The organism is Nocardioides kribbensis (genome assembly GCF_015070375.1).
Taxonomy (GTDB): Bacteria; Actinomycetota; Actinomycetes; order Propionibacteriales; family Nocardioidaceae; genus Nocardioides; species Nocardioides kribbensis.
This window is the reverse complement of sequence record NZ_JADCLL010000001.1, coordinates 550,976-569,614: the sequence shown is the minus strand read 5'-3', so window position 1 is coordinate 569,614 and position 18,639 is coordinate 550,976. Positions and strand designations below refer to the sequence as shown.

The 18,639-nt window shown below is 72.1% G+C and carries 23 protein-coding genes; 19 read left to right on the top strand and 4 right to left on the bottom strand.

Annotated features, from left to right (window positions below; translation table 11 throughout):
- Positions 1-22: 22 nt before the first annotated feature.
- The 12 genes from IR170_RS02735 to IR170_RS02680 all read left to right on the top strand — a co-directional run bounded on the left by IR170_RS02735 (position 23) and on the right by IR170_RS02680 (position 9,459).
- A complete protein-coding gene (locus IR170_RS02735) occupies positions 23-352 on the top strand; it encodes an AtpZ/AtpI family protein (RefSeq protein ID WP_156697861.1) in 330 nt (109 codons plus the stop codon).
- Positions 353-383: 31 nt separating this feature from the next.
- Positions 384-1,202 (top strand): F0F1 ATP synthase subunit A, encoded by an 819-nt coding sequence (gene atpB / locus IR170_RS02730; RefSeq protein WP_193661103.1) that lies wholly within the window; start codon positions 384-386, stop codon positions 1,200-1,202.
- Between the two features lie 102 nt (positions 1,203-1,304).
- Complete coding sequence (gene atpE / locus IR170_RS02725) at positions 1,305-1,493, top strand: ATP synthase F0 subunit C (RefSeq protein WP_193661572.1); 189 nt, start codon at positions 1,305-1,307, stop codon at positions 1,491-1,493.
- A gap of 40 nt (positions 1,494-1,533) precedes the next feature.
- Positions 1,534-2,112, top strand: coding sequence for a F0F1 ATP synthase subunit B (locus IR170_RS02720; RefSeq protein WP_193661102.1), 579 nt, complete (start codon positions 1,534-1,536; stop codon positions 2,110-2,112).
- On the top strand, positions 2,112-2,927 hold the full coding sequence (locus IR170_RS02715) for a F0F1 ATP synthase subunit delta (RefSeq protein WP_193661101.1): 816 nt from the start codon (positions 2,112-2,114) through the stop codon (positions 2,925-2,927). Before IR170_RS02720 ends, IR170_RS02715 begins: the two co-directional genes overlap by 1 nt.
- A 108-nt stretch (positions 2,928-3,035) precedes the next feature.
- Entirely contained in the window at positions 3,036-4,679 is a 1,644-nt protein-coding gene (gene atpA, locus IR170_RS02710; protein ID WP_056864124.1) for a F0F1 ATP synthase subunit alpha, read from the top strand.
- Between the two features lie 3 nt (positions 4,680-4,682).
- A complete protein-coding gene (locus IR170_RS02705; RefSeq protein ID WP_193661100.1) occupies positions 4,683-5,603 on the top strand; it encodes a F0F1 ATP synthase subunit gamma in 921 nt (306 codons plus the stop codon).
- A gap of 19 nt (positions 5,604-5,622) precedes the next feature.
- Positions 5,623-7,077, top strand: a complete 1,455-nt coding sequence (gene atpD, locus IR170_RS02700) for a F0F1 ATP synthase subunit beta (protein ID WP_056864126.1) — start codon at positions 5,623-5,625, stop codon at positions 7,075-7,077.
- Positions 7,077-7,472: a F0F1 ATP synthase subunit epsilon gene (locus IR170_RS02695; protein ID WP_056864127.1), complete on the top strand. Its 396-nt coding sequence runs from the start codon at positions 7,077-7,079 to the stop codon at positions 7,470-7,472. The genes atpD and IR170_RS02695 overlap by 1 nt, the downstream gene beginning before the upstream one ends.
- Positions 7,473-7,588: 116 nt before the next feature.
- On the top strand, positions 7,589-8,026 hold the full coding sequence (locus IR170_RS02690; RefSeq protein ID WP_056903841.1) for a DUF2550 domain-containing protein: 438 nt from the start codon (positions 7,589-7,591) through the stop codon (positions 8,024-8,026).
- The gene (locus IR170_RS02685; RefSeq protein ID WP_319804884.1) at positions 8,023-9,201 is read left to right on the top strand and encodes an MFS transporter; all 1,179 of its coding nucleotides are present in this window, start codon (positions 8,023-8,025) and stop codon (positions 9,199-9,201) included. Before IR170_RS02690 ends, IR170_RS02685 begins: the two co-directional genes overlap by 4 nt.
- A gap of 114 nt (positions 9,202-9,315) precedes the next feature.
- Complete coding sequence (locus IR170_RS02680) at positions 9,316-9,459, top strand: hypothetical protein (protein WP_193661099.1); 144 nt, start codon at positions 9,316-9,318, stop codon at positions 9,457-9,459.
- Here IR170_RS02680 and IR170_RS02675 read toward each other — a convergent pair.
- Both IR170_RS02675 and IR170_RS02670 read right to left on the bottom strand, forming a co-directional pair.
- Entirely contained in the window at positions 9,456-10,256 is an 801-nt protein-coding gene (locus IR170_RS02675) for a hypothetical protein (RefSeq protein WP_193661098.1), read from the bottom strand. The two genes, IR170_RS02680 and IR170_RS02675, sit on opposite strands and share 4 nt — an antisense overlap.
- Positions 10,249-10,824 (bottom strand): cob(I)yrinic acid a,c-diamide adenosyltransferase, encoded by a 576-nt coding sequence (locus IR170_RS02670; RefSeq protein WP_193661097.1) that lies wholly within the window; start codon positions 10,822-10,824, stop codon positions 10,249-10,251. The genes IR170_RS02675 and IR170_RS02670 overlap by 8 nt, the downstream gene beginning before the upstream one ends.
- A gap of 93 nt (positions 10,825-10,917) precedes the next feature.
- On the opposite strand from IR170_RS02670, the gene IR170_RS02665 reads away from it, so the two are divergent.
- From IR170_RS02665 to IR170_RS02645, 5 genes are all read left to right on the top strand, one after another.
- On the top strand, positions 10,918-11,514 hold the full coding sequence (locus IR170_RS02665) for a hypothetical protein (RefSeq protein ID WP_193661096.1): 597 nt from the start codon (positions 10,918-10,920) through the stop codon (positions 11,512-11,514).
- A gap of 124 nt (positions 11,515-11,638) precedes the next feature.
- The gene (locus IR170_RS02660) at positions 11,639-11,938 is read left to right on the top strand and encodes an STAS domain-containing protein (protein WP_056864133.1); all 300 of its coding nucleotides are present in this window, start codon (positions 11,639-11,641) and stop codon (positions 11,936-11,938) included.
- A gap of 90 nt (positions 11,939-12,028) precedes the next feature.
- On the top strand, positions 12,029-14,041 hold the full coding sequence (locus tag IR170_RS02655; protein ID WP_193661095.1) for a protein meaA: 2,013 nt from the start codon (positions 12,029-12,031) through the stop codon (positions 14,039-14,041).
- Between the two features lie 53 nt (positions 14,042-14,094).
- Positions 14,095-14,301 (top strand): hypothetical protein, encoded by a 207-nt coding sequence (locus IR170_RS02650; protein ID WP_082500337.1) that lies wholly within the window; start codon positions 14,095-14,097, stop codon positions 14,299-14,301.
- Positions 14,302-14,359: 58 nt separating this feature from the next.
- Entirely contained in the window at positions 14,360-14,884 is a 525-nt protein-coding gene (locus IR170_RS02645) for a ferritin (RefSeq protein ID WP_056864136.1), read from the top strand.
- A gap of 14 nt (positions 14,885-14,898) precedes the next feature.
- Here the strand turns inward: IR170_RS02645 and IR170_RS02640 are convergent, their stop codons facing one another.
- Complete coding sequence (locus IR170_RS02640) at positions 14,899-16,011, bottom strand: alpha/beta hydrolase (protein ID WP_193661094.1); 1,113 nt, start codon at positions 16,009-16,011, stop codon at positions 14,899-14,901.
- A 115-nt stretch (positions 16,012-16,126) separates the two neighbouring features.
- Here IR170_RS02640 and IR170_RS02635 point away from each other — a divergent pair, with 115 nt between their 5' ends.
- Complete coding sequence (locus IR170_RS02635; protein WP_193661093.1) at positions 16,127-17,053, top strand: FAD-dependent oxidoreductase; 927 nt, start codon at positions 16,127-16,129, stop codon at positions 17,051-17,053.
- Positions 17,054-17,120: 67 nt separating this feature from the next.
- A complete protein-coding gene (locus tag IR170_RS02630; RefSeq protein ID WP_193661092.1) occupies positions 17,121-18,236 on the top strand; it encodes an ATP-binding protein in 1,116 nt (371 codons plus the stop codon).
- Between the two features lie 19 nt (positions 18,237-18,255).
- Here the strand turns inward: IR170_RS02630 and IR170_RS02625 are convergent, their stop codons facing one another.
- A complete protein-coding gene (locus tag IR170_RS02625; RefSeq protein WP_319804883.1) occupies positions 18,256-18,639 on the bottom strand; it encodes a DUF952 domain-containing protein in 384 nt (127 codons plus the stop codon).

Below are 18,639 nucleotides of genomic sequence, written 5' to 3'. Positions count from 1 at the left end.
GGCTGCTATTGTCCGACGCGCGATGGCTCCTGAAGACTCTCCTTCCGGGCAGAGCGACCCCGACCCCACCACGTCCCCCACGGGAGACGTGCAGGGCGACCCGTGGCTGGCCTTCGGCTACCTGGTCTCGGGGGTGCTCGTCTACGGCGGGATCGGATGGGGGCTCGACCGGTGGTGGGGGACCCAGTTCCTCGTCGTCGTCGGCATCCTGACCGGCATCACCCTGGGCCTCTACCAGACCTGGGCGCGGTTCCGACCGCAGCCCTACGTCAAGCCCGGCGCCCAGCCCGACACCCGGGACCACGCCCCGCACCACGAGCAGCAGCCGCACGACCAGCAGGCGCAGCAGTGACGCACCCGTTGACGCAGACACAGGAGACACGTTGAGCAGCCTCATCCCCGCCAGCGAGGGTTTCACCCCGCCGGGTCCCGCGGACTTCGACCTGCCCGGAATCGGCGGCGACTTCGGGTCCTACGAGTTCCTCGGCCAGACCCAGCTGCTGGCCGTCACCAAGCCCATGCTCCAGCTCGTGCTGGCCGCGGTGCTCGTGTTCGGCTTCTTCTACCTCGCCTCGCGCAAGCGGGCGATGGTGCCGGGCAAGCTGCAGTTCGTGGGCGAGGAGGCCTACGGGTTCGTCCGCAACTCGATGGCGCGCGACATCATCGGCAGCCACGACTTCATGCGGTTCGTGCCGTACCTGTTCGCGCTGTTCTTCTTCATCCTGCTCAACAACCTCTTCGCGACGATCCCCTTCATCCAGTTCCCGACCTTCTCCCGCGCGGGCATGGTCTACGGGCTGGCCGCACTGAGCTGGATCATCTACAACGCGGTAGGCATCAAGAAGCACGGCTTCCTGGGCTACCTCAAGCTCCAGTCGGTGCCGGCCGGCCTCTCCGGGCCGATCCTGGTGCTGCTGGTGCCGCTGGAGTTCATGTCGAACATCCTGGTCCGCCCGGTCACGCTGGCGCTGCGTCTCTTCGCGAACATGTTCGCGGGCCACCTGCTGCTGATCCTCTTCGCCCTCGGCGGCGAGTACATCCTTGCCGAGATGTCCCTGGCCTACGCGCCGGTCGGCGTCCTCGCCTGGGTGCTCTTCATCGCCATCGCCTTCCTGGAGCTGCTGGTGCAGTTCCTCCAGGCCTACGTCTTCGTCCTGCTGAACGCCATGTACATCCAGGGCGCGCTCGCCGACGAGCACTGATCTCCACCCGCACCACCGGCTCCACCCACAGTTGCACCACCCTGAGATAGAACAACCGAAAGGAAGATTGCCGTGGAAGGCACTCTGAACGGCTCGCTCAACATGATCGGCTACGGCCTGGCCGCCATCGGCCCGGGTATCGGTATCGGCCTGATCTTCGCCGCCTACATCTCCGGTGTGGCCCGTCAGCCGGAGGCCCAGGGCCGCCTGCAGTCGATCGCCATCCTGGGCTTCGCGCTCGCCGAGGCGCTCGCGATCATCGGTATCGCCCTCGCGTTCGTTCTCAGCTGACGACCTCGCCGCTCACGTAGGACCTCGGAAGGACTAGCCCATGCAAGCACCGTTCGCACCCCTCGTGGTGAGGGCCTCCGCGGCGGAGGGCGAGCTCAACCCGCTCGTTCCGCACCTCGTCGAGATCGTCCTGTCGCTGATCGTCTTCGGCATCCTCTTCTTGCTCGTCAAGAAGTTCGTGGTGCCGTCGTTCGAGAAGACCTACGCCGATCGCACCCAGGCGATCGAGGGTGGGCTGGCCGCTGCCGAGACCAAGCAGGCCGAGGCCGACGCCAAGCTGGCCGAGCTCGAGCAGCAGCTCAGCGAGGCCCGGCACGAAGCCGCGCGCATCCGTGAGGAGGCCCGCGAGCAGGGCGCCTCGATCATCTCGGAGATGCGCGAGCAGGCCCAGACCGAGGCGACCCGCATCGTCGACAACGGCAAGGCCCAGATCGAGGCGGAGCGCCAGCAGGCGGTCACCTCGCTGCGGGCCGAGGTCGGCGCCCTGGCGACCGGCCTGGCCGGTCGCATCGTCGGCGAGAGCCTCGAGGACGACGCTCGCCAGAGCCGTGTCGTCGAGCGCTTCCTGGCCGACCTCGAGTCGGGCTCGGCCCCGGCCGGCGGGAGCGGGGTCAACTGATGTCGCACTTCCGTGGAGCCTCGGTCGACGCGGTCGCCACGCTCATCGACGAGCTGGGCACCTCCGTGTCCGGCTCGTCCGAGCGTGCCGCCACCGTCGGTGACGAGCTCTTCTCGGTCGCGGCGACCCTGCGCGGCGAGGGCGCCCTGCGGCGCTTCGTCACCGACGGCTCGATCCCGGCCGAGGCCCGCACGGGCATCGTCGGCGAGGTCTTCGGATCCCGCGCCGGGGAGGAGACCCTGGGTCTGCTCCGCTCGGCGGCCTCGCGCCGCTGGACCTCCTCGGGCGACCTGCCCGACGCGCTCGAGCATCTCGGCGTCGTCGCGGTGGTGACCTCCGCCGGCAACGACGCAGGTCGCCTGGCCGACGAGCTCTTCGCCCTGGCCCAGGCCGTCAAGGACAACCCGTCGCTGCGCGACGCGCTGTCCGACCCCGCCCGCTCGGTCGACGACAAGCGTGCCTTGGTCGACGACCTGCTGCGCGGCAAGTCGCTCGGCGCCACCGCCGCGCTGGCAAAGCAGTCGCTCGCCGGCACCTACCGGACCGTCGGGGTCGCCCTCGCCGAGTACCAGAAGGTCGCCGCCGAGGTCCACGGCCAGGGCGTGGCGACGGTGCGCGTGGCCCGGGAGCTCTCCGCTGCCGACCGCGAGCGCCTGACCGAGGTCCTCTCGCGCCAGTACGGCCGTCCGGTCCACCTCAACCTGGTGGTGGACCCCTCGGTCATCGGCGGGGTGAAGGTCGAGATCGGCGACGACGTCATCGACGGCACCGTCTCCGCTCGCCTCGACGACGCCCGCCGCCGCATCGCCGGATGACCACCCGCCGGTCACCCTTGGGAGAGACCGGCACCCCGCACCACCGCTCCACCCGCGACCAGTCGCCCCAGACCGCCTGAAGCAAGAGACAAGAGAGAAGGCACCAAGATGACGGAGCTCTCCATCCGTCCGGAGGAGATCCGCGACGCGCTGCAGAAGTACGTCGCCGACTACCAGCCCGACGCCGCCAGCAAGGAAGAGGTCGGCACCGTGGCCCAGGCGGGTGACGGCATCGCCCGCGTCAGCGGCCTGCCCTCCGCGATGGCCAACGAGCTCCTCGAGTTCGAGGACGGCACGCTCGGCCTGGCCCTGAACCTCGACACCCGCGAGATCGGTGTCGTCGTCCTCGGTGACTTCGACAAGATCGAGGAGGGCCAGACGGTCCGCCGCACCGGCGAGGTGCTCTCGGTGCCCGTCGGCGACGGCTACCTCGGCCGCGTCGTGGACCCGCTCGGCACCCCGATCGACGGTCTGGGCGAGCTGGAGACCAGCGGTCGTCGCGCGCTCGAGCTGCAGGCGCCCTCGGTGGTGCAGCGCAAGTCGGTGCACGAGCCCCTGGCCACCGGCATCAAGGCGATCGACGCCATGACGCCGATCGGCCGTGGCCAGCGCCAGCTGATCATCGGTGACCGCGCGACCGGCAAGACCACGGTCGCGATCGACACGATCATCAACCAGAAGCAGTACTGGGAGACCGGCGACCCCGACAAGCAGGTGCGCTGCATCTACGTCGCCATCGGCCAGAAGGGCTCGACCATCGCCTCGGTGCGCGGCGCCCTCGAGGAGGCCGGCGCGCTGGAGTACACCACCATCGTCGCGGCCCCCGCGTCGGACTCGGCGGGCTTCAAGTACCTCGCCCCCTACACCGGCTCGGCCATCGGCCAGCACTGGATGTACGAGGGCAAGCACGTCCTCATCGTCTTCGACGACCTGACCAAGCAGGCCGAGGCCTACCGCGCCGTGTCGCTGCTGCTGCGTCGCCCGCCGGGCCGCGAGGCCTACCCCGGTGACGTCTTCTACCTGCACTCCCGCCTGCTGGAGCGCTGCGCGAAGCTGTCGGACGAGATGGGCAAGGGCTCGATGACCGGTCTGCCGATCATCGAGACCAAGGCCAACGACGTGTCGGCGTTCATCCCGACCAACGTCATCTCGATCACCGACGGCCAGATCTTCCTGCAGTCGGACCTGTTCGCGGCCAACCAGCGCCCGGCCATCGACGTCGGCGTCTCGGTGTCGCGCGTGGGCGGCTCGGCGATGACCAAGGCCATGAAGGGCGTCACCGGCTCGCTGAAGGTCGACCTCGCGCAGTTCCGCGCGATGGAGGCCTTTGCGATGTTCGCCTCCGACCTCGACGCGGCCTCGCGCCAGCAGCTCGACCGCGGCCAGCGCCTGATGGCCCTGCTCAAGCAGCCGGCCTACTCGCCGTACCCCGTCGAGGAGATGACCGCCTCGCTGTGGCTCGGCACCAGCGGCCGTCTGGACAAGGTCCCCACCGACGACGTCCTGCGCTTCGAGAACGAGTTCCTCGACTACCTGCGTCGCTCGCACGACGGCATCCTCGCCACCATCCGCGAGACGCTGAAGTTCGAGGACGACACCGAGCAGTCGCTGATCGGTGCCTACGAGTCGTTCCTCGACCAGTTCGAGACCTCGGACGGCTCCTCGATCAAGGTGGGCCACGAGGCCCCCGCCGAGGCCCTCGAGGACGACGAGCTCGGCCAGGAGCAGATCGTCAAGCAGAAGCGGGGCTGACCGATGGCCCTGTCGCTGCGTGAGTACCGCGCGCGGATCAAGTCGACGGAGTCGATGAAGAAGATCACGCGCGCCATGGAGCTCATCGCTGCGTCCCGCATCATCAAGGCGCAGCAGCGGGCGCAGGCGGCCGCGCCGTACGCCCGCGAGCTCACCCGCGCGGTCTCGGCGGTGGCGACGTTCTCCAACGTCGACCACCCGCTGACCCGCGAGGAGGAGAACCCCCAGCGCGCCGCGGTCCTGATCGTCACCAGCGACCGGGGCCTGGCCGGGGCCTACTCCGCCAGCGTGCTCAAGGAGGCCGAGCGCCTCTCCGAGCGGCTGCGCGAGGAGGGCAAGGAGATCGACTTCTACATCTGCGGTCGCAAGGGCGAGGCGTTCTACAAGTTCCGCCAGCGTCCGGTGGTGCGGTCGTGGACGGGCTTCTCGGACCAGCCGTCCTACGACGTCGCGGCCGAGGTGGGGGAGGCGCTCATCGAGTCCTTCCTCAAGGAGCAGGGCGAGGAGGGCGACGTCGACGAGGTGCACGTGGTCTACACGCGCTTCGTGTCGATGCTGACCCAGGAGCCGACCGCGACGCGGCTGCTCCCGCTCGAGGTGGTGGAGGCCGCTGACGACGACACCCCGTCCGACGCCGACCTGCTGCCGCTCTACGAGTTCGAGCCCTCGCCCGAGGCCGTGCTGGACGGGCTGCTCCCGCAGTACGTCCAGAGCCGGATCTTCTTCTGCCTGCTGCAGGCGGCGGCCTCCGAGCTCGCCGCCCGCCAGAAGGCCATGAAGTCCGCCACGGACAACGCCGACGAGCTGATCAAGAAGTACACCCGGATCGCCAACCAGGCCCGCCAGGCTGGCATCACACAGGAAATCAGCGAGATCGTCGGTGGCGTCAACGCCCTGGCCGACGCCAACGCTTCCCACGAGTGAACAGAGCTGAGTGAGAGACATGACTGCAATCGTTGAAGAGACCCAGACCACGGCGTCGGGGAGCACCGGTCGCATCGCTCGGGTGACCGGCCCCGTCGTCGACGTGGAGTTCCCCGTCGACGCGATGCCCGACATCTACAACAAGCTCACGGTCGACCTGACCCTGGGCGGCGAGACCAAGACGCTGATCCTCGAGGTCGCACTGCACATCGGCGACGGCATGGTCCGCGCCATCTCGATGCAGTCGACCGACGGCCTGGTGCGCGGCGCCACCGTCACCGACAGCGGCGAGCCCATCACCGTGCCCGTCGGCGACATCACCAAGGGTCACGTGTTCAACGCGACCGGTGACGTCCTCAACCTCACCGAGGGCGAGGAGTACGAGGTCACCGAGCGCTGGGGCATCCACCGCAAGGCCCCCGCCTTCGACCAGCTCGAGTCGAAGACCACGATGTTCGAGACCGGCATCAAGGTCATCGACCTGCTGACGCCCTACGTCAACGGCGGCAAGATCGGCCTGTTCGGCGGCGCCGGCGTGGGCAAGACCGTGCTCATCCAGGAGATGATCGCCCGCGTCGCCAAGGACCACGGCGGTGTGTCGGTGTTCGCCGGTGTCGGCGAGCGCACCCGCGAGGGCAACGACCTCATCGCGGAGATGGAGGAGGCCGGCGTGCTGGGGCAGACCGCCCTGGTCTTCGGCCAGATGGACGAGCCGCCGGGCACCCGCCTGCGCGTGGCCCTCTCGGCCCTGACGATGGCGGAGTACTTCCGCGACGTGCAGAACCAGGACGTGCTGCTCTTCATCGACAACATCTTCCGCTTCACCCAGGCCGGCTCGGAGGTGTCGACCCTGCTGGGCCGCATGCCCTCGGCCGTGGGCTACCAGCCCAACCTGGCCGACGAGATGGGTCAGCTCCAGGAGCGGATCACCTCGACGCGCGGTCACTCGATCACCTCGCTGCAGGCGATCTACGTGCCCGCCGACGACTACACCGACCCGGCGCCGGCCACGACGTTCGCCCACCTCGACGCCACCACGGAGCTCTCGCGCGAGATCGCGTCGCTGGGCATCTACCCCGCGGTGGACCCGTTGACCTCGACCTCGCGGATCCTCGATGCCCAGTACATCGGGCAGGAGCACTACGACTGCGCCATCCGGATCAAGGCGATCCTGCAGCGCAACAAGGAGCTCCAGGACATCATCGCGATCCTCGGTGTCGACGAGCTGTCGGAGGAGGACAAGATCATCGTGTCCCGCGCCCGTCGCATCCAGCGCTTCCTGTCGCAGAACACCTACGTCGCCAAGCAGTTCACCGGCATCGAGGGCTCGACGGTGCCCGTCAAGGACACCATCGAGGCGTTCAACAAGATCGCGGACGGCGAGTACGACCACGTGGCCGAGCAGGCCTTCTTCATGTGCGGCGGTCTGGACGACGTCGAGGCGAAGTGGGCCGAGATCCAGAAGAGCCTCTGATGGCGTCGTCCGACACCGGCCTGCAGGTCGAGCTCGTCGCGGCCGACCGGACCGTGTGGTCCGGCGAGGCCTCGATGGTCATCGCCCGCACGGTCGAGGGCGACGTGGGTGTGCTGCGCGGTCACGCGCCGCTGCTCTCGCTGCTCACCGACGCCGTCGTGGAGATCTCGGCGCCCGAGGGCGTCGTGGTCGCCGCGGTCGACGGGGGCTTCCTGTCGGTGGCCGGTGACCGGGTCTCCGTCCTCTCCGAGCACGCCGTGCTCTCGGAGGAGATCGACGTCGACAACGCCCGGACCGAGCTGGACGAGGCTCGTGGCCTGCCGACCAGCGACGAGGCCGAGCAGCGGATCCGGCGGGCCGAGGCCCGCATCCGTGCGGTCGAGAAGGCCCGCTGAGGTCCAGCACCTCCCTGCACGTCACAGCACGACCCCGCCACGACCCGAGGCACCCACCCCAGTAGGGTGAGGGCCTCGGGTCGTTGCTCTTTCAAGCGCAGGGTGGGGGTGGGCGGATGCCGCTGTGGCAGTGGCTTCTCGACGCACTCGGGCTGCTGCTCCTCCTCGCGCTGCTCTACGCCGTCGCCCTGGTGGTGCGCCGCCGGCTCATCTCCCGCGACGGTGGGACCTTCGAGCTGAGCCACCGGGTGCGCACGGAGCGCCCGGGTCGCGGTTGGCTGCTCGGCATCGGTCGCTACTCGGGGGAGACCCTCGAGTGGTTCCGCATCTTCTCCCTCTCACCGCGTCCCAAGCGCGTGTGGCAGCGCGAGGACCTCGAGCTGGTCGGTCGTCGCGAGCCCGACGGCACCGAGCAGGTCTCGCTCTACCCCGACCACGTCGTCGTGTGCTGCGACTCCCCGGCGGGGCAGGTCGAGCTCGCCCTCGCCCCGGCCTCGCTGACCGGCTTCCAGTCCTGGCTCGAGGCGAAGCCCCCGGGCGCGCAGATGCCGTGACGACCACGACGATCCCGGCCGACCCCACCGTGCGTCGTGCCCGCAACGCCGTCGGTCTCAGCTTCGCCCTCAACGGCTTCCTCTTCGCCTCGCTCGTCTCCCGCATCCCCGACCTGCGCTCGCGCCTCGACCTCGGCAACGGCGACCTCGGCCTGCTCCTGCTGGCGATCGCGGCGGGGTCCGTGCTCGCCCTGCCCAGCACCGGGTGGCTCATCGGGCGCTGGAGCCCCGGCGCCGTGCTGCGCGCCGGTGCCCTGGTCGACGGCACGGGGCTGCTGCTCGCCGCGTGCGGGGCGTTCTGGCTCGAGTCGGTGCCCGTCGCGGCGGTGGGCCTCTTCGTGCACGGTGTCGGCATCGGCGTCTGGGACGTCTCCATGAACGTCGAGGCCGCCGAGGTCGAGCGTCGCCTGGCGCGCACGGTCATGCCGCGCTTCCACGCCGGCTTCAGCCTCGGCACCATCGGCGGCGCCGTGCTCGGCATCCCGATGAGCGGCCTCGGCGTCGCGATGCCGGTGCACCTCGGGGCGGTCGTGGTCGTGGCCGTCGTGCTGGCCGTGCGCGGAGCGTCCGCGTTCCTGCCTCCCGAGGCCCCCTCTGCGCGCGGCGAGGGGCGGCCGCGCACGGCGTGGTCGGAGCCCCGCACCCTGGCCCTGGGGGTCATGGTGCTGGCCTTCGCCATGGTGGAGGGCACGGCCAACGACTGGCTCGCCCTGGCCCTCATCGACGGCCACGACGTGCCGCGGTGGCTGGGAGTCGCCGGCTTCGCGACGTTCGTCACCGCCATGACCGCGGGGCGGCTGCTGGGCACGTCGCTGCTCGACCGCTTCGGTCGCAGCCGGGTCCTGTGGGCGAGCGCTGCGGCGGCGGGCGCAGGGACCCTGCTGACCGTGCTCGCCGAGCCGCTGCCCCTGGTCGCCCTGGGCATCGTGGTGTGGGGCCTGGGCGCCTCCCTCGGCTTCCCCGTCGGGATGAGCGCGGCCGCCGACGACCCCGCCCGGGCGGCGGCTCGGGTGAGCGTGGTCTCGACGATCGGCTACGGCGCGTTCCTCGCCGGACCCCCGCTGCTCGGCCAGCTGGCCGACGTGGTCGGGACGCTGCACTCCCTGCTCGTGGTGGCGGTGCTGATGGTGCCCGCGGCCGTGGCCGTGCTCGCCACCCGGGAGCGCGCGGTGTGAGCGAGGTCGCTGCCACCGCTGCGTGACCAGGGGCCACCTGCCCGGTTGGAGAGGGCGGAGGACAGGATCTCGGCCTGCCCCTCGCCCCGTCTCGACGTCCCCCCGGGAGTGACCATGAGCCTCGTCTGCGACAGCTGCCGCCACGACTGGCACGGCATGACCTGCACCCACACCGCGGTGGTGCGCAACGGCTGGTGGCTCCAGCGCGAGGAGTGCCGGTGCACGGGGGAGCCCGGCGCCGGCGCGCCGCGCGGCTAGGCCGGGTCGCCCAGCTGCTCCTGCACCGAGACGACGAGGGTGACCACGAGGTCGAGGTAGGTGTCGGTGCGCGCTGAGCCGTCGAGGGGGAAGGTGCCGACGGGCACCTCGAGCACGGCGTGCTCGACGGCCTCGGGCGCGGGCCAGGCGGTGAGCTCGGGCTCGGCCACCTCGGACACCACCAGGTGGAGGTTGATGTCCTCGATCAGGGCCCGGCGGCGCTGGTACTCCGGGTCGGCCTGCAGCCGGAGCAGGGCTTCCTCGAGGTCGGGGTCGCGCGCCAGCACCACGCCGAGCGTCGGGTCGACGCCGAGGTCGAGCCCGCCGAGCGCATCGGCGTCCCAGTCGGTGTCGACGCGGTCGGGCACCTGCGTCGTGCGCCACTGCAGCAGCACGTCGGGGCCCGCGAGGTCGTCGAGGCGCTCGTCGCCCATGCCCGCCTCGAGCAGGAGGGCGGCCTCGCGCCACGCCCACTCGCGCGAGGACAGGGGCTGCCCGGCGGCGAGCACCCGGTCGTGGGTGCCGCGGCCCGCCGCGACCACCGCGGCGGCGACGAGCTCGGCCGGCTCGGCGACCTCGTCGGGCACCTCGACGCGCTGCGCGTCGGGGTCGAGCACGACGGTGCACCTCACCACCAGCTCGCTGACCAGGGCGTCCAGCTCGTCGGCGAAGCCCAGCGTCTCCTCGACGTCGGCGGCGAGCAGCGCCTCCTCGAGGCGGGCCACGCCCGCGGCGTCGACGCGACCGCCGAGCAGGTCGACCAGGGACCAGAAGCGGTCGGGGGACAGCTCAGCCACGCTCGCCCCCGGGCACCCAGAGCACGTCGCCCTGGTGGCGGTTGGCGTGGCGGGCCAGGATGAACAGCAGGTCGGAGAGCCGGTTGAGGTAGGTGATGGCGACCTTGTTCATGGTCTCGCTGTGCTCGGACCAGGCGGCCCAGGCGGAGCGCTCGGCGCGACGGACGACGGTGCGGGCGACGTGGAGCTGGGCTGCTCCCTCGGTGCCCCCGTTGAGGATGAAGGACCGCAGGGCGGGCAGGTCGGCGTTGTAGGCGTCGCACCACTGCTCGAGGCGGTCGACGTAGTCCTGCTCGATGCGCAGCGGCGGGAACTCGGGGTCGGCCACGACCGGGGTGCAGAAGTCGGCCCCGACGTCGAAGAGGTCGTTCTGGATCCGGGTCAGCAGGGCGACCACGTCGTCCTCGAGACCGCCGCGGGCCACGGCGACGCCGATGGTGGCGTTGGCCTCGTCGACGTCGGCGTAGGCGTGGAGCCGGGGGTCGTTCTTGGAGGTGAGGCTCATGTCCCCCAGGCGGGTCTCGCCGGCGTCGCCGGTGCGGGTGTAGATCCGGGTGAGGTTGACCATGGAGCGAGCCTATCGGCCCCCTCGGCCCCCTCGGCCCGCCCGGCGCCTCCTCGGGCGCGCCGGTCCGACCTGGGCCCGGCTAGGTTCGCAGGCATGAGTCGTCGCGTGACCTGGCCCCTGCTGCTCGCCCTGCCCGGGCTCGTGCTGGCGGTGGCCGGGCTCTTCCACCCCCACGGTCTCAGCTACGACACCTCGTGGCGCTGGTTCGCGCTGCACGTGCCCGGGCTGCTGGTCTTCCCCCTCGTTGGCGCCGCGCTCGCCGCCCTCGTGCGGGGCCGGCGCGACCCGGTGTCGTGGGTGGTGCGGCTGACGGCCTACGTCTACGCCACCTTCTACTCCGCGCTCGACGTGATCAGCGGCATCGGCGCCGGCTGGGTGACCCACGAGCTCGGGCCCGGCGTGCCCCGCCCGCCCGCGGTGAGCCTGATGTTCCGCATCGGCACGCCGCTGGGCGAGATCGGGTCGTGGGCCCTGCTGGCGTGCGTGGCGGTGCTCGCGGCCGACCAGCTGGCGCGGCTGCGGGTGCCCGCGCTGGTGGGCCTCGTGCTCCTGCCGGGTGCCTACCTCGTGCACATCGGGCACATCTTCGCCCCGGAGGGCGTCGCGGGCATGGCCCTCATCGGCCTCGCCACGGGGGCCCTCGCGGTGGTCCAGGACCGTGCGTCGGGGTCCGCGGCCGCCTCCGGTTGAGGCTTCACCTACCGACACGTCGCAGAAAGTCACCCGATCGGTGCAACCGGACGCCCGCCGGAGGCGTCAAGGTAGGTGACAGCGGCGCCGACGGCGGCGCCGCGGCTCGGGAGGCAGGGCGACGATGGACATCACCACCGACGGACCCACGCTGGCGCTGCACGGCGACTTCGACGTGCGGAGCACCTTCCGGGTGCGCACGGCGCTCTACGACCACCTCGACGCCCACGGCCAGGTGGTCGTCGACCTCACCGACGTCGACACCGTCGACGTGACGGCGCTGAAGGTGCTCGCCTTCGCCACCCGGCAGGCCTCGATCGAGGGCCACCACCTCGTGCTGCGGGGCGCGGGGCCCGCCGTACGACGGCTGCTGCACCTCTCCCACCTGATCCGCGTCGTCGACCTCGACCGCGTCACGGCCTGAGGCGGGGGCCGCCCCCGGCGGTGGCGGGTGTCACATGTGCCACACCGGACGCCGGTTACCAAGCGGTAGATCTCGCCCTACCCTCAGTCCATGACCGAGAAGGACAAGCCCTGGGTGATGCGCACCTACGCCGGGCACTCCACCGCCACGGCCTCCAACGCGCTCTACCGCACCAACCTGGCCAAGGGGCAGACCGGGCTCTCGGTCGCCTTCGACCTGCCGACCCAGACCGGCTACGACCCCGACTCGGTCATGGCCCGAGGCGAGGTCGGCAAGGTCGGCGTGCCGGTGCCGCACCTCGGCGAGATGCGCAAGCTCTTCCGAGACATCCCGCTGACCTCGATGAACACCTCCATGACCATCAACGCCACCGCGATGTGGCTGCTGGCGATGTACCAGGTCGTGGCCGAGGAGCAGGCCGGCGCGGCGCCCGGTGGTGAGGTCACCCCCGAGGACGTCGCGGCGCAGCTGGCCGGCACGACGCAGAACGACATCATCAAGGAGTACCTCTCGCGGGGCACCTACGTGTTCCCGCCCGAGCACTCGCTGCGCCTGATCAGCGACATGATCGCCTACACGGTCCACCAGATCCCCAAGTGGAACCCGATCAACATCTGCAGCTACCACCTCCAGGAGGCCGGCGCGACGCCGACCCAAGAGCTGGCCTACGCGCTGTGCACCGCGATCGCGGTGCTCGACCAGGTCAAGGAGTCGGGCCAGGTCTCGGAGGCCGACTTCGGCAAGGTCGTCGGCCGGATCTCCTTCTTCGTCAACGCCGGGGTGCGCTTCATCGAGGAGACCTGCAAGATGCGGGCCTTCGTCGAGCTCTGGGACGAGATCACCCGTGAGCGCTACGGCGTCGAGGACCCCAAGATGCGCCGCTTCCGCTACGGCGTGCAGGTCAACTCCCTCGGCCTGACCGAGGCCCAGCCCGAGAACAACGTGCAGCGCATCGTGCTGGAGATGCTCGGGGTGACGCTGTCGAAGAACGCCCGCGCCCGCGCCCTGCAGCTCCCGGCCTGGAACGAGGCCCTCGGCCTCCCGCGCCCGTGGGACCAGCAGTGGTCGCTGCGGCTGCAGCAGGTGCTGGCCTTCGAGTCCGACCTGCTGGAGTACGACGACATCTTCGACGGCTCCCACGTCATCGAGGCCAAGGTGGCCGAGCTCGTCGCCAGCGCCCGTGCCGAGATCGACCGCGTGCAGGCCATGGGCGGGGCGATCGCCGCGGTCGAGTCGGGCTACATGAAGCAGGAGCTGGTCTCGGCCCACGCGGCCCGCCGCGGGCGCATCGAGAACGGCGAGGAGAAGATCGTCGGCGTCAACGTCTACGAGACCACCGAGCCCTCGCCCCTCACCGCCGACCTCGACGGCGCCATCATGGCCGCCGACCCCCAGGCCGAGCAGTCGGCGCGGGCCTCGGTCGAGGCCTGGAAGGCCGAGCGCGACGAGACGGCGGTGGCCGAGGCGCTGGCCGCCCTGGCCGCCACGGCCAAGACCGACGAGAACCTCATGCCGGCCACCCTGGCCGCCGCCCGCGCCGGGGCGACCACGGGGGAGTGGGCCGGCACGCTGCGCGAGGTCTTCGGCGAGTTCCGGGCCCCCACCGGCGTGAGCGGCGCGGTCGGTGCGGCCGAGGCCGGCACGGAGCTGTCGACCGTGCGCGACCGGGTGCGGGCCACGGGCGAGGAGCTGGGCGGGCGCCTGCGCCTGCTCGTCGGCAAGCCGGGGCTCGACGGCCACTCCAACGGCGCGGAGCAGGTCGCCGTGCGCGCCCGGGACGCGGGCTTCGAGGTCGTCTACCAGGGCATCCGGCTGACCCCCGAGCAGATCGTGTCGGCGGCCGTGGCCGAGGACGTCCACTGCGTGGGCCTCTCGATCCTCTCCGGCTCGCACATGGAGCTGGTGCCGGCCGTGCTCGACGGGCTGCGCGAGGCCGGCGTCGACGACGTGCCCGTCATCGTCGGCGGGATCATCCCCGACTCCGACGGCCGCCGCCTGCGCGAGCTGGGCGTGGCCGCGGTCTACACGCCGAAGGACTTCGGTCTCACCGAGATCATGGGCGGCATCGTCGACGTGATCCGCGAGGCCCACGGGCTCGGCTGACCGCCCGGCGAGATGAGGTGAGGCTACCCTCACCTCGTGCTAGCGTGGTCGTCGTGAGCAAGAAGGCGAAGGGCAAGGGCGCGAAGGTCGCCAAGCTGCCCAAGACCAAGTGCTGCGTCTCCAAGTCCAAGTGCGGGCGCTGCCCGCTGCGGATGCTCAAGGAGGGCACCCTGCCCGAGGGGTATACGGTCAAGCGTCGCGAGCTGGTCAGGGTCGACGGCAAGAAGGTCAGCAAGAAGAAGCTCGCGAAGGCGGCCTGACCCTCCTCACGCCCCGCGGCCACGTCGTCCGTCCGTCCCGCGCCCGCCAGGAGGCACCGTGCCCGCCGCCCGTTTCGTCGAGCAGCTCAACGCCCAGATCGGCAACGAGCTCGCCGCGCACAACCAGTACCTCGCCTGCGCGGTCTACTACGACGCCGAGACGATGCCCCAGATGGCGGCGTTCTTCTACGGCCAGGCGCTCGAGGAGCGCGAGCACGCCATGATGATGGTGCAGTACCTCCTCGACACCGACTCGCCGGTGACGATCCCCGGCGTGGACGCGCCCGTGCCGACCTTCGACGACGTCGTGGCGCCGGTCGCCCTCGCCCTGGAGCAGGAGCGTCGCGTGACCGAGCAGATCAACGCGCTGCTGCGCACCGCGCGCGAGGAGTTCGACTTCGCCTCCGAGCAGTTCATGCAGTGGTTCATCAAGGAGCAGGTCGAGGAGGTCGCGACGATGTCGGACCTGCTCGCCGTGGTGCGCCGCAACGCCGACGACATCGACGACATCGAGGACTACGTCGCGCGTGAGCAGAGCGCCGAGGGCGCCGACCCCACGGCCCCCCGGGCCGCCGGCGCCTGATCCGGCGCGCCCTGTCAGCGGCGTGCGAGCCAGCGCAGGACCGCGCGCTGCACCTGCGCCGACTGGGCCTCGAGGGGCAGGGCGCTGCCGGCGCCGCGGACGGTGCGTACCGCCACCGCAGGGCTGGAGGAGAACCGGTCGGCCTGGGCCGCGGCGGAGTCGGCGTCGAAGCGCCGGTCCTCGCTGCCGTGGAGGAGGAGCACGGGCTCCGCGATCCGGTCGGTCGTGGCCAGGGAGGCGCCCAGCGCCGAGGCCAGGCTGGCGACGTCGCCGCACGGCACGGCGTTGCGCCGCTCGGCGGCCGCGCGCTGGACCGCGGCGGGCGCGGAGGAGAACAGCAGGTCGCGGAAGTCGCGGGCGCTCGCGCCGTACGCCGTGTAGCCGCCGGCGCTCGCCAGGCAGGCCGACGACTGGCGCACCGCCTCGTCGAGGGCGCGACGGGTCGCGCCCGTGTCGGACCACGACATCAGCACCAGGCCGTCGACGTCGGTGAACTCCGCCGCCTCGAGCTGGGCGATCGCGGCGCCGGTGCCGTGGCCGTGCACGACGACCTTCGCGGCGTGCAGGGGAGTGCTCCCCACCGGGCCCGCGGTGAAGACGAAGCGCCCGCTGCGCAGGTGCTGCACGACCTGGTGGAGCATGGTCGCCTGGGCGCCGAGGCAGGTGGCGTCGCCGTCGGGCAGCGGGCTGGCGTCGTAGCCGAGGCGGTCGAGCACCAGCGAGGTCTCGCCGCGCCGGGCCAGTGCCGCGGCGTAGTCGAGGGCGGGTCGTCCGGGCATGCGCCAGAACCACGACCCGGTGCCGGCGTCGTGCACCAGGACGTTGACCCGGGTGCTGCCGGTCTGGCCGAGCACGTCGCGCCGGGGTCCGACGAGACGGGCGCGCACGGCGTAGGCCTCGCCGTCGGCGAGGCAGGGCACCGAGGTCTCGTTGAGGTTGCGCAGGTCGAAGCGCACCGGGTGGGACACGACGCGGTCGGCCCCGGTGCGCGCGACGCCGGAGCCGTCACCGACCGCGGCGGTGCCGGCCGCGACCGGCAGGAGCACCGCCGCGACGACGGTCAGGACGAGGGCGAGCGCCGGCAGCGGGCGGCGGCCCGTCGGGCGCGACGTGCGGGGGAGCGACATGTGTTGAACATAATTCAACAAGGGCCGTGGTGGCGTACTGACGGTATGTGACGTCGCCGACGTCCGCCCGCCTCGACGGGCACCGCACGGGGTCGCGGTGGTCCACACTGGGGGCGTGCAGCGCGTGGTCGTGGTCGGGGCGGGGGTCGTCGGGCTCACCTGTGCCCTGCGCCTGCTCCAGGCCGGGCACCGCGTCGACGTGGTCGCGCGGGACCTGCCGCTCGAGACGACCTCGGTGGTGGCGGCGGCGCTCTGGTACCCCTACCGCGCCGGTCCGCGGGAGCGGGTGAGCGGGTGGGCGGCGACCAGCCGCGAGGAGCTGGTCGCCCTCGCCGCGGCCGACCCCGACGGGGAGCGGACCGGTGTGCGTGTCGTCGTGGGCACCGAGGTCCTCCGCGCGGCGACGCCCGATCCCTGGTGGGCCGGCGCGGTGCCCGACCTGTCGCGGCCCACGGCGGCGGACCTGCCGGCCGGCTTCGTCGACGGCTACCGGTTCGCGGCACCGGTGGTCGAGATGCCGCGCTACCTCAGGTGGCTGCAGCGCGAGGTGCTGGCCGCGGGCGGCTCGCTGACGCGGCTGGCGCTGAGCTCCCTGCCGGCGAGCGGCCCGCACGCAGCGCTGGTGGTCGACTGCGCGGGGCTCGGTGCCCGGCTGCTGGCCGGCGACCTCGCGGTGACCCCGGTGCGGGGCCAGGTCGTGCGGGTCGCCCGGACCGGGGTCGACCGGTGGTGGCTCGACGGCGCCGGACCGACGTACGTCGTGCCCCGGGCCGACGACGTGGTGGTGGGCGGCACTGCGGAGGAGGGCGTGTGGGACCGCACGCCGTCGCCCGCGACGGCGGCCCGCCTGCTGGAGCGGGCGGAGGCCCTGGTGCCGGGGATCTCGGCGGCCCCGGTGCTCGGGCACGCCGTGGGGCTGCGGCCGGCCCGACCGCACGTGCGCCTGGAGCGGGTGGGCGACGTGGTCCACTGCTACGGCCACGGAGGCGCCGGCGTCACGCTCTCCTGGGGGTGCGCCGACGAGGTCGCCGCCCTGGTGTGACCGAATCGGCACGACCCACGGATCAGGCGGGACGCGTCACGCGTCCCCCGCGGCCTATTGTCGCTGCGTGGAGGATCGACCACCCGACGAGAGCGCTCTCATGCGCGGGGTCTTCGAGGCGTCGCCCGACGCCATCGTGGTCATCGACGCCGACGGTCGGATCGTGCGCGCCAACGCCCAGTGCTCGGCGGTCTTCGGGCACGACCCTGACGACCTGCTGGGGGAGCCCGTCGAGGTCCTCGTGCCGCCGCGGCTGCGCGAGGCCCACCCCGCGCGACGCGGGGCCTTCACCGGCGGTGGCGGCGCCCGGGCCATGGGGCTGCTGCAGCTCGCGGCGGTGCGCGCCGACGGCACCGAGTTCCCGGCCGAGATCTCGCTGGCGGCGGTCTCCCACGACGGGGAGCCGCTGACCTGCGCCACGGTGCGCGACGTGACCGCGCGCCTCGCGCTGCAGCAGGAGTCCGACCGGGTGCGCGAGGAGCTCCTGGCCACGGTCTCCCACGAGCTGCGCACCCCGCTGACGTCGATCATCGGCTACACCGAGCTCCTGCTCGACCTCGGCGAGAGCCAGGTCGGCCCGGCGGCGCGCCGGATGCTGGCCATCGTGGAGCGCAACGCCAACCGCGAGCTGCGGCTGGTCAACGACCTGCTCGACCTGGCCTTCCTCGACGACCGCGAGCACATGGACGCCGAGCCGGTCGACCTCGTCGAGGTGGTGCGAGCCGCCGTCGACGGGGCGCGGGTCGGTGCCCGGGGCCGGGGTCTGGAGCTCTCCTCGACGCTCGCGGCGGGCGTGGCCCCGGACGGGGCGCGTGCCCTGCTCGTGACCGGCGACGAGCAGCGGCTCGGGCAGGTGCTCGACAACCTGCTGTCGAACGCCGTGAAGTTCACCGCTCCCGGCGGGCGGGTGCTCGTCGACTGCGCGCCGCGCGAGGGCGACCTGGCCCTGAGCGTGAGCGACACCGGCACGGGCATGGAGGCCGTCGAGGTGCCGCGGATCTTCGACCGGCTCTACCGCTCGCCGCGGGCGGTGCGCGACCAGGTGCCGGGAGCGGGCCTCGGTCTGTCCATCGTGGACAGCATCGTGCGGGCCCACGGGGGCCGGATCGAGGTCGACAGCGAGCCCGGGGTCGGCACGACGGTCTCGGTGCTGCTCCCGGCGCGCGTGGAGCCGGTGGCCTGAGCGGCGCGGGCGCTCCGGGTCAGCCCGGGGGTCGGCCCGGACCCTCGCGCAGCGCCTCGTCGAGGGGCAGCACCCGCACGACGGCGGCCGCGGGCACGGGGCCGTAGACGTGGGGGAAGGTCTCGGCGTCGGCCCGACCGGGCTCCACCGGCTCGTCGACCACGTCGCAGCCCAGCAGCGCGGGGTCGATCTCGAGGAGCACCAGGGCGTCGGGGCAGTCGGCGTAGAAGCGCTCGTGGACCCCGCGCCACTGGTCGGCGCGGCTGGCGTGGACGAAGCCCTCCTGCTCCAGGCTCACGCCGCGGGTGGAGGTCGTGTAGGTCCCCGACTCCCGGGCCGCCTCCCAGTCGGTCGCGAGCGCCACGTGGAACAGCCGGGACGCACCGGCAGCGGAGGTCGTCAC

Bases quoted from the DNA above. Each gene is read 5' to 3' on its own strand.
- atpA (WP_056864124.1), top strand. From the start codon at position 3,036: ATGACGGAGCTCTCCATCCGTCCGGAGGAGATCCGCGACGCGCTGCAG.
- IR170_RS02735 (WP_156697861.1), top strand. From the start codon at position 23: ATGGCTCCTGAAGACTCTCCTTCCGGGCAGAGCGACCCCGACCCCACC.
- IR170_RS02715 (WP_193661101.1), top strand. From the start codon at position 2,112: ATGTCGCACTTCCGTGGAGCCTCGGTCGACGCGGTCGCCACGCTCATC.
- IR170_RS02705 (WP_193661100.1), top strand. From the start codon at position 4,683: ATGGCCCTGTCGCTGCGTGAGTACCGCGCGCGGATCAAGTCGACGGAG.
- IR170_RS02655 (WP_193661095.1), top strand. From the start codon at position 12,029: ATGACCGAGAAGGACAAGCCCTGGGTGATGCGCACCTACGCCGGGCAC.
- IR170_RS02660 (WP_056864133.1), top strand. From the start codon at position 11,639: ATGGACATCACCACCGACGGACCCACGCTGGCGCTGCACGGCGACTTC.
- IR170_RS02640 (WP_193661094.1), bottom strand. From the start codon at position 16,011: ATGTCGCTCCCCCGCACGTCGCGCCCGACGGGCCGCCGCCCGCTGCCG.
- IR170_RS02690 (WP_056903841.1), top strand. From the start codon at position 7,589: ATGCCGCTGTGGCAGTGGCTTCTCGACGCACTCGGGCTGCTGCTCCTC.
- IR170_RS02680 (WP_193661099.1), top strand. From the start codon at position 9,316: ATGAGCCTCGTCTGCGACAGCTGCCGCCACGACTGGCACGGCATGACC.
- atpE (WP_193661572.1), top strand. From the start codon at position 1,305: ATGATCGGCTACGGCCTGGCCGCCATCGGCCCGGGTATCGGTATCGGC.
- atpD (WP_056864126.1), top strand. From the start codon at position 5,623: ATGACTGCAATCGTTGAAGAGACCCAGACCACGGCGTCGGGGAGCACC.
- IR170_RS02670 (WP_193661097.1), bottom strand. From the start codon at position 10,824: ATGGTCAACCTCACCCGGATCTACACCCGCACCGGCGACGCCGGCGAG.
- IR170_RS02720 (WP_193661102.1), top strand. From the start codon at position 1,534: ATGCAAGCACCGTTCGCACCCCTCGTGGTGAGGGCCTCCGCGGCGGAG.
- IR170_RS02665 (WP_193661096.1), top strand. From the start codon at position 10,918: ATGAGTCGTCGCGTGACCTGGCCCCTGCTGCTCGCCCTGCCCGGGCTC.
- IR170_RS02695 (WP_056864127.1), top strand. From the start codon at position 7,077: ATGGCGTCGTCCGACACCGGCCTGCAGGTCGAGCTCGTCGCGGCCGAC.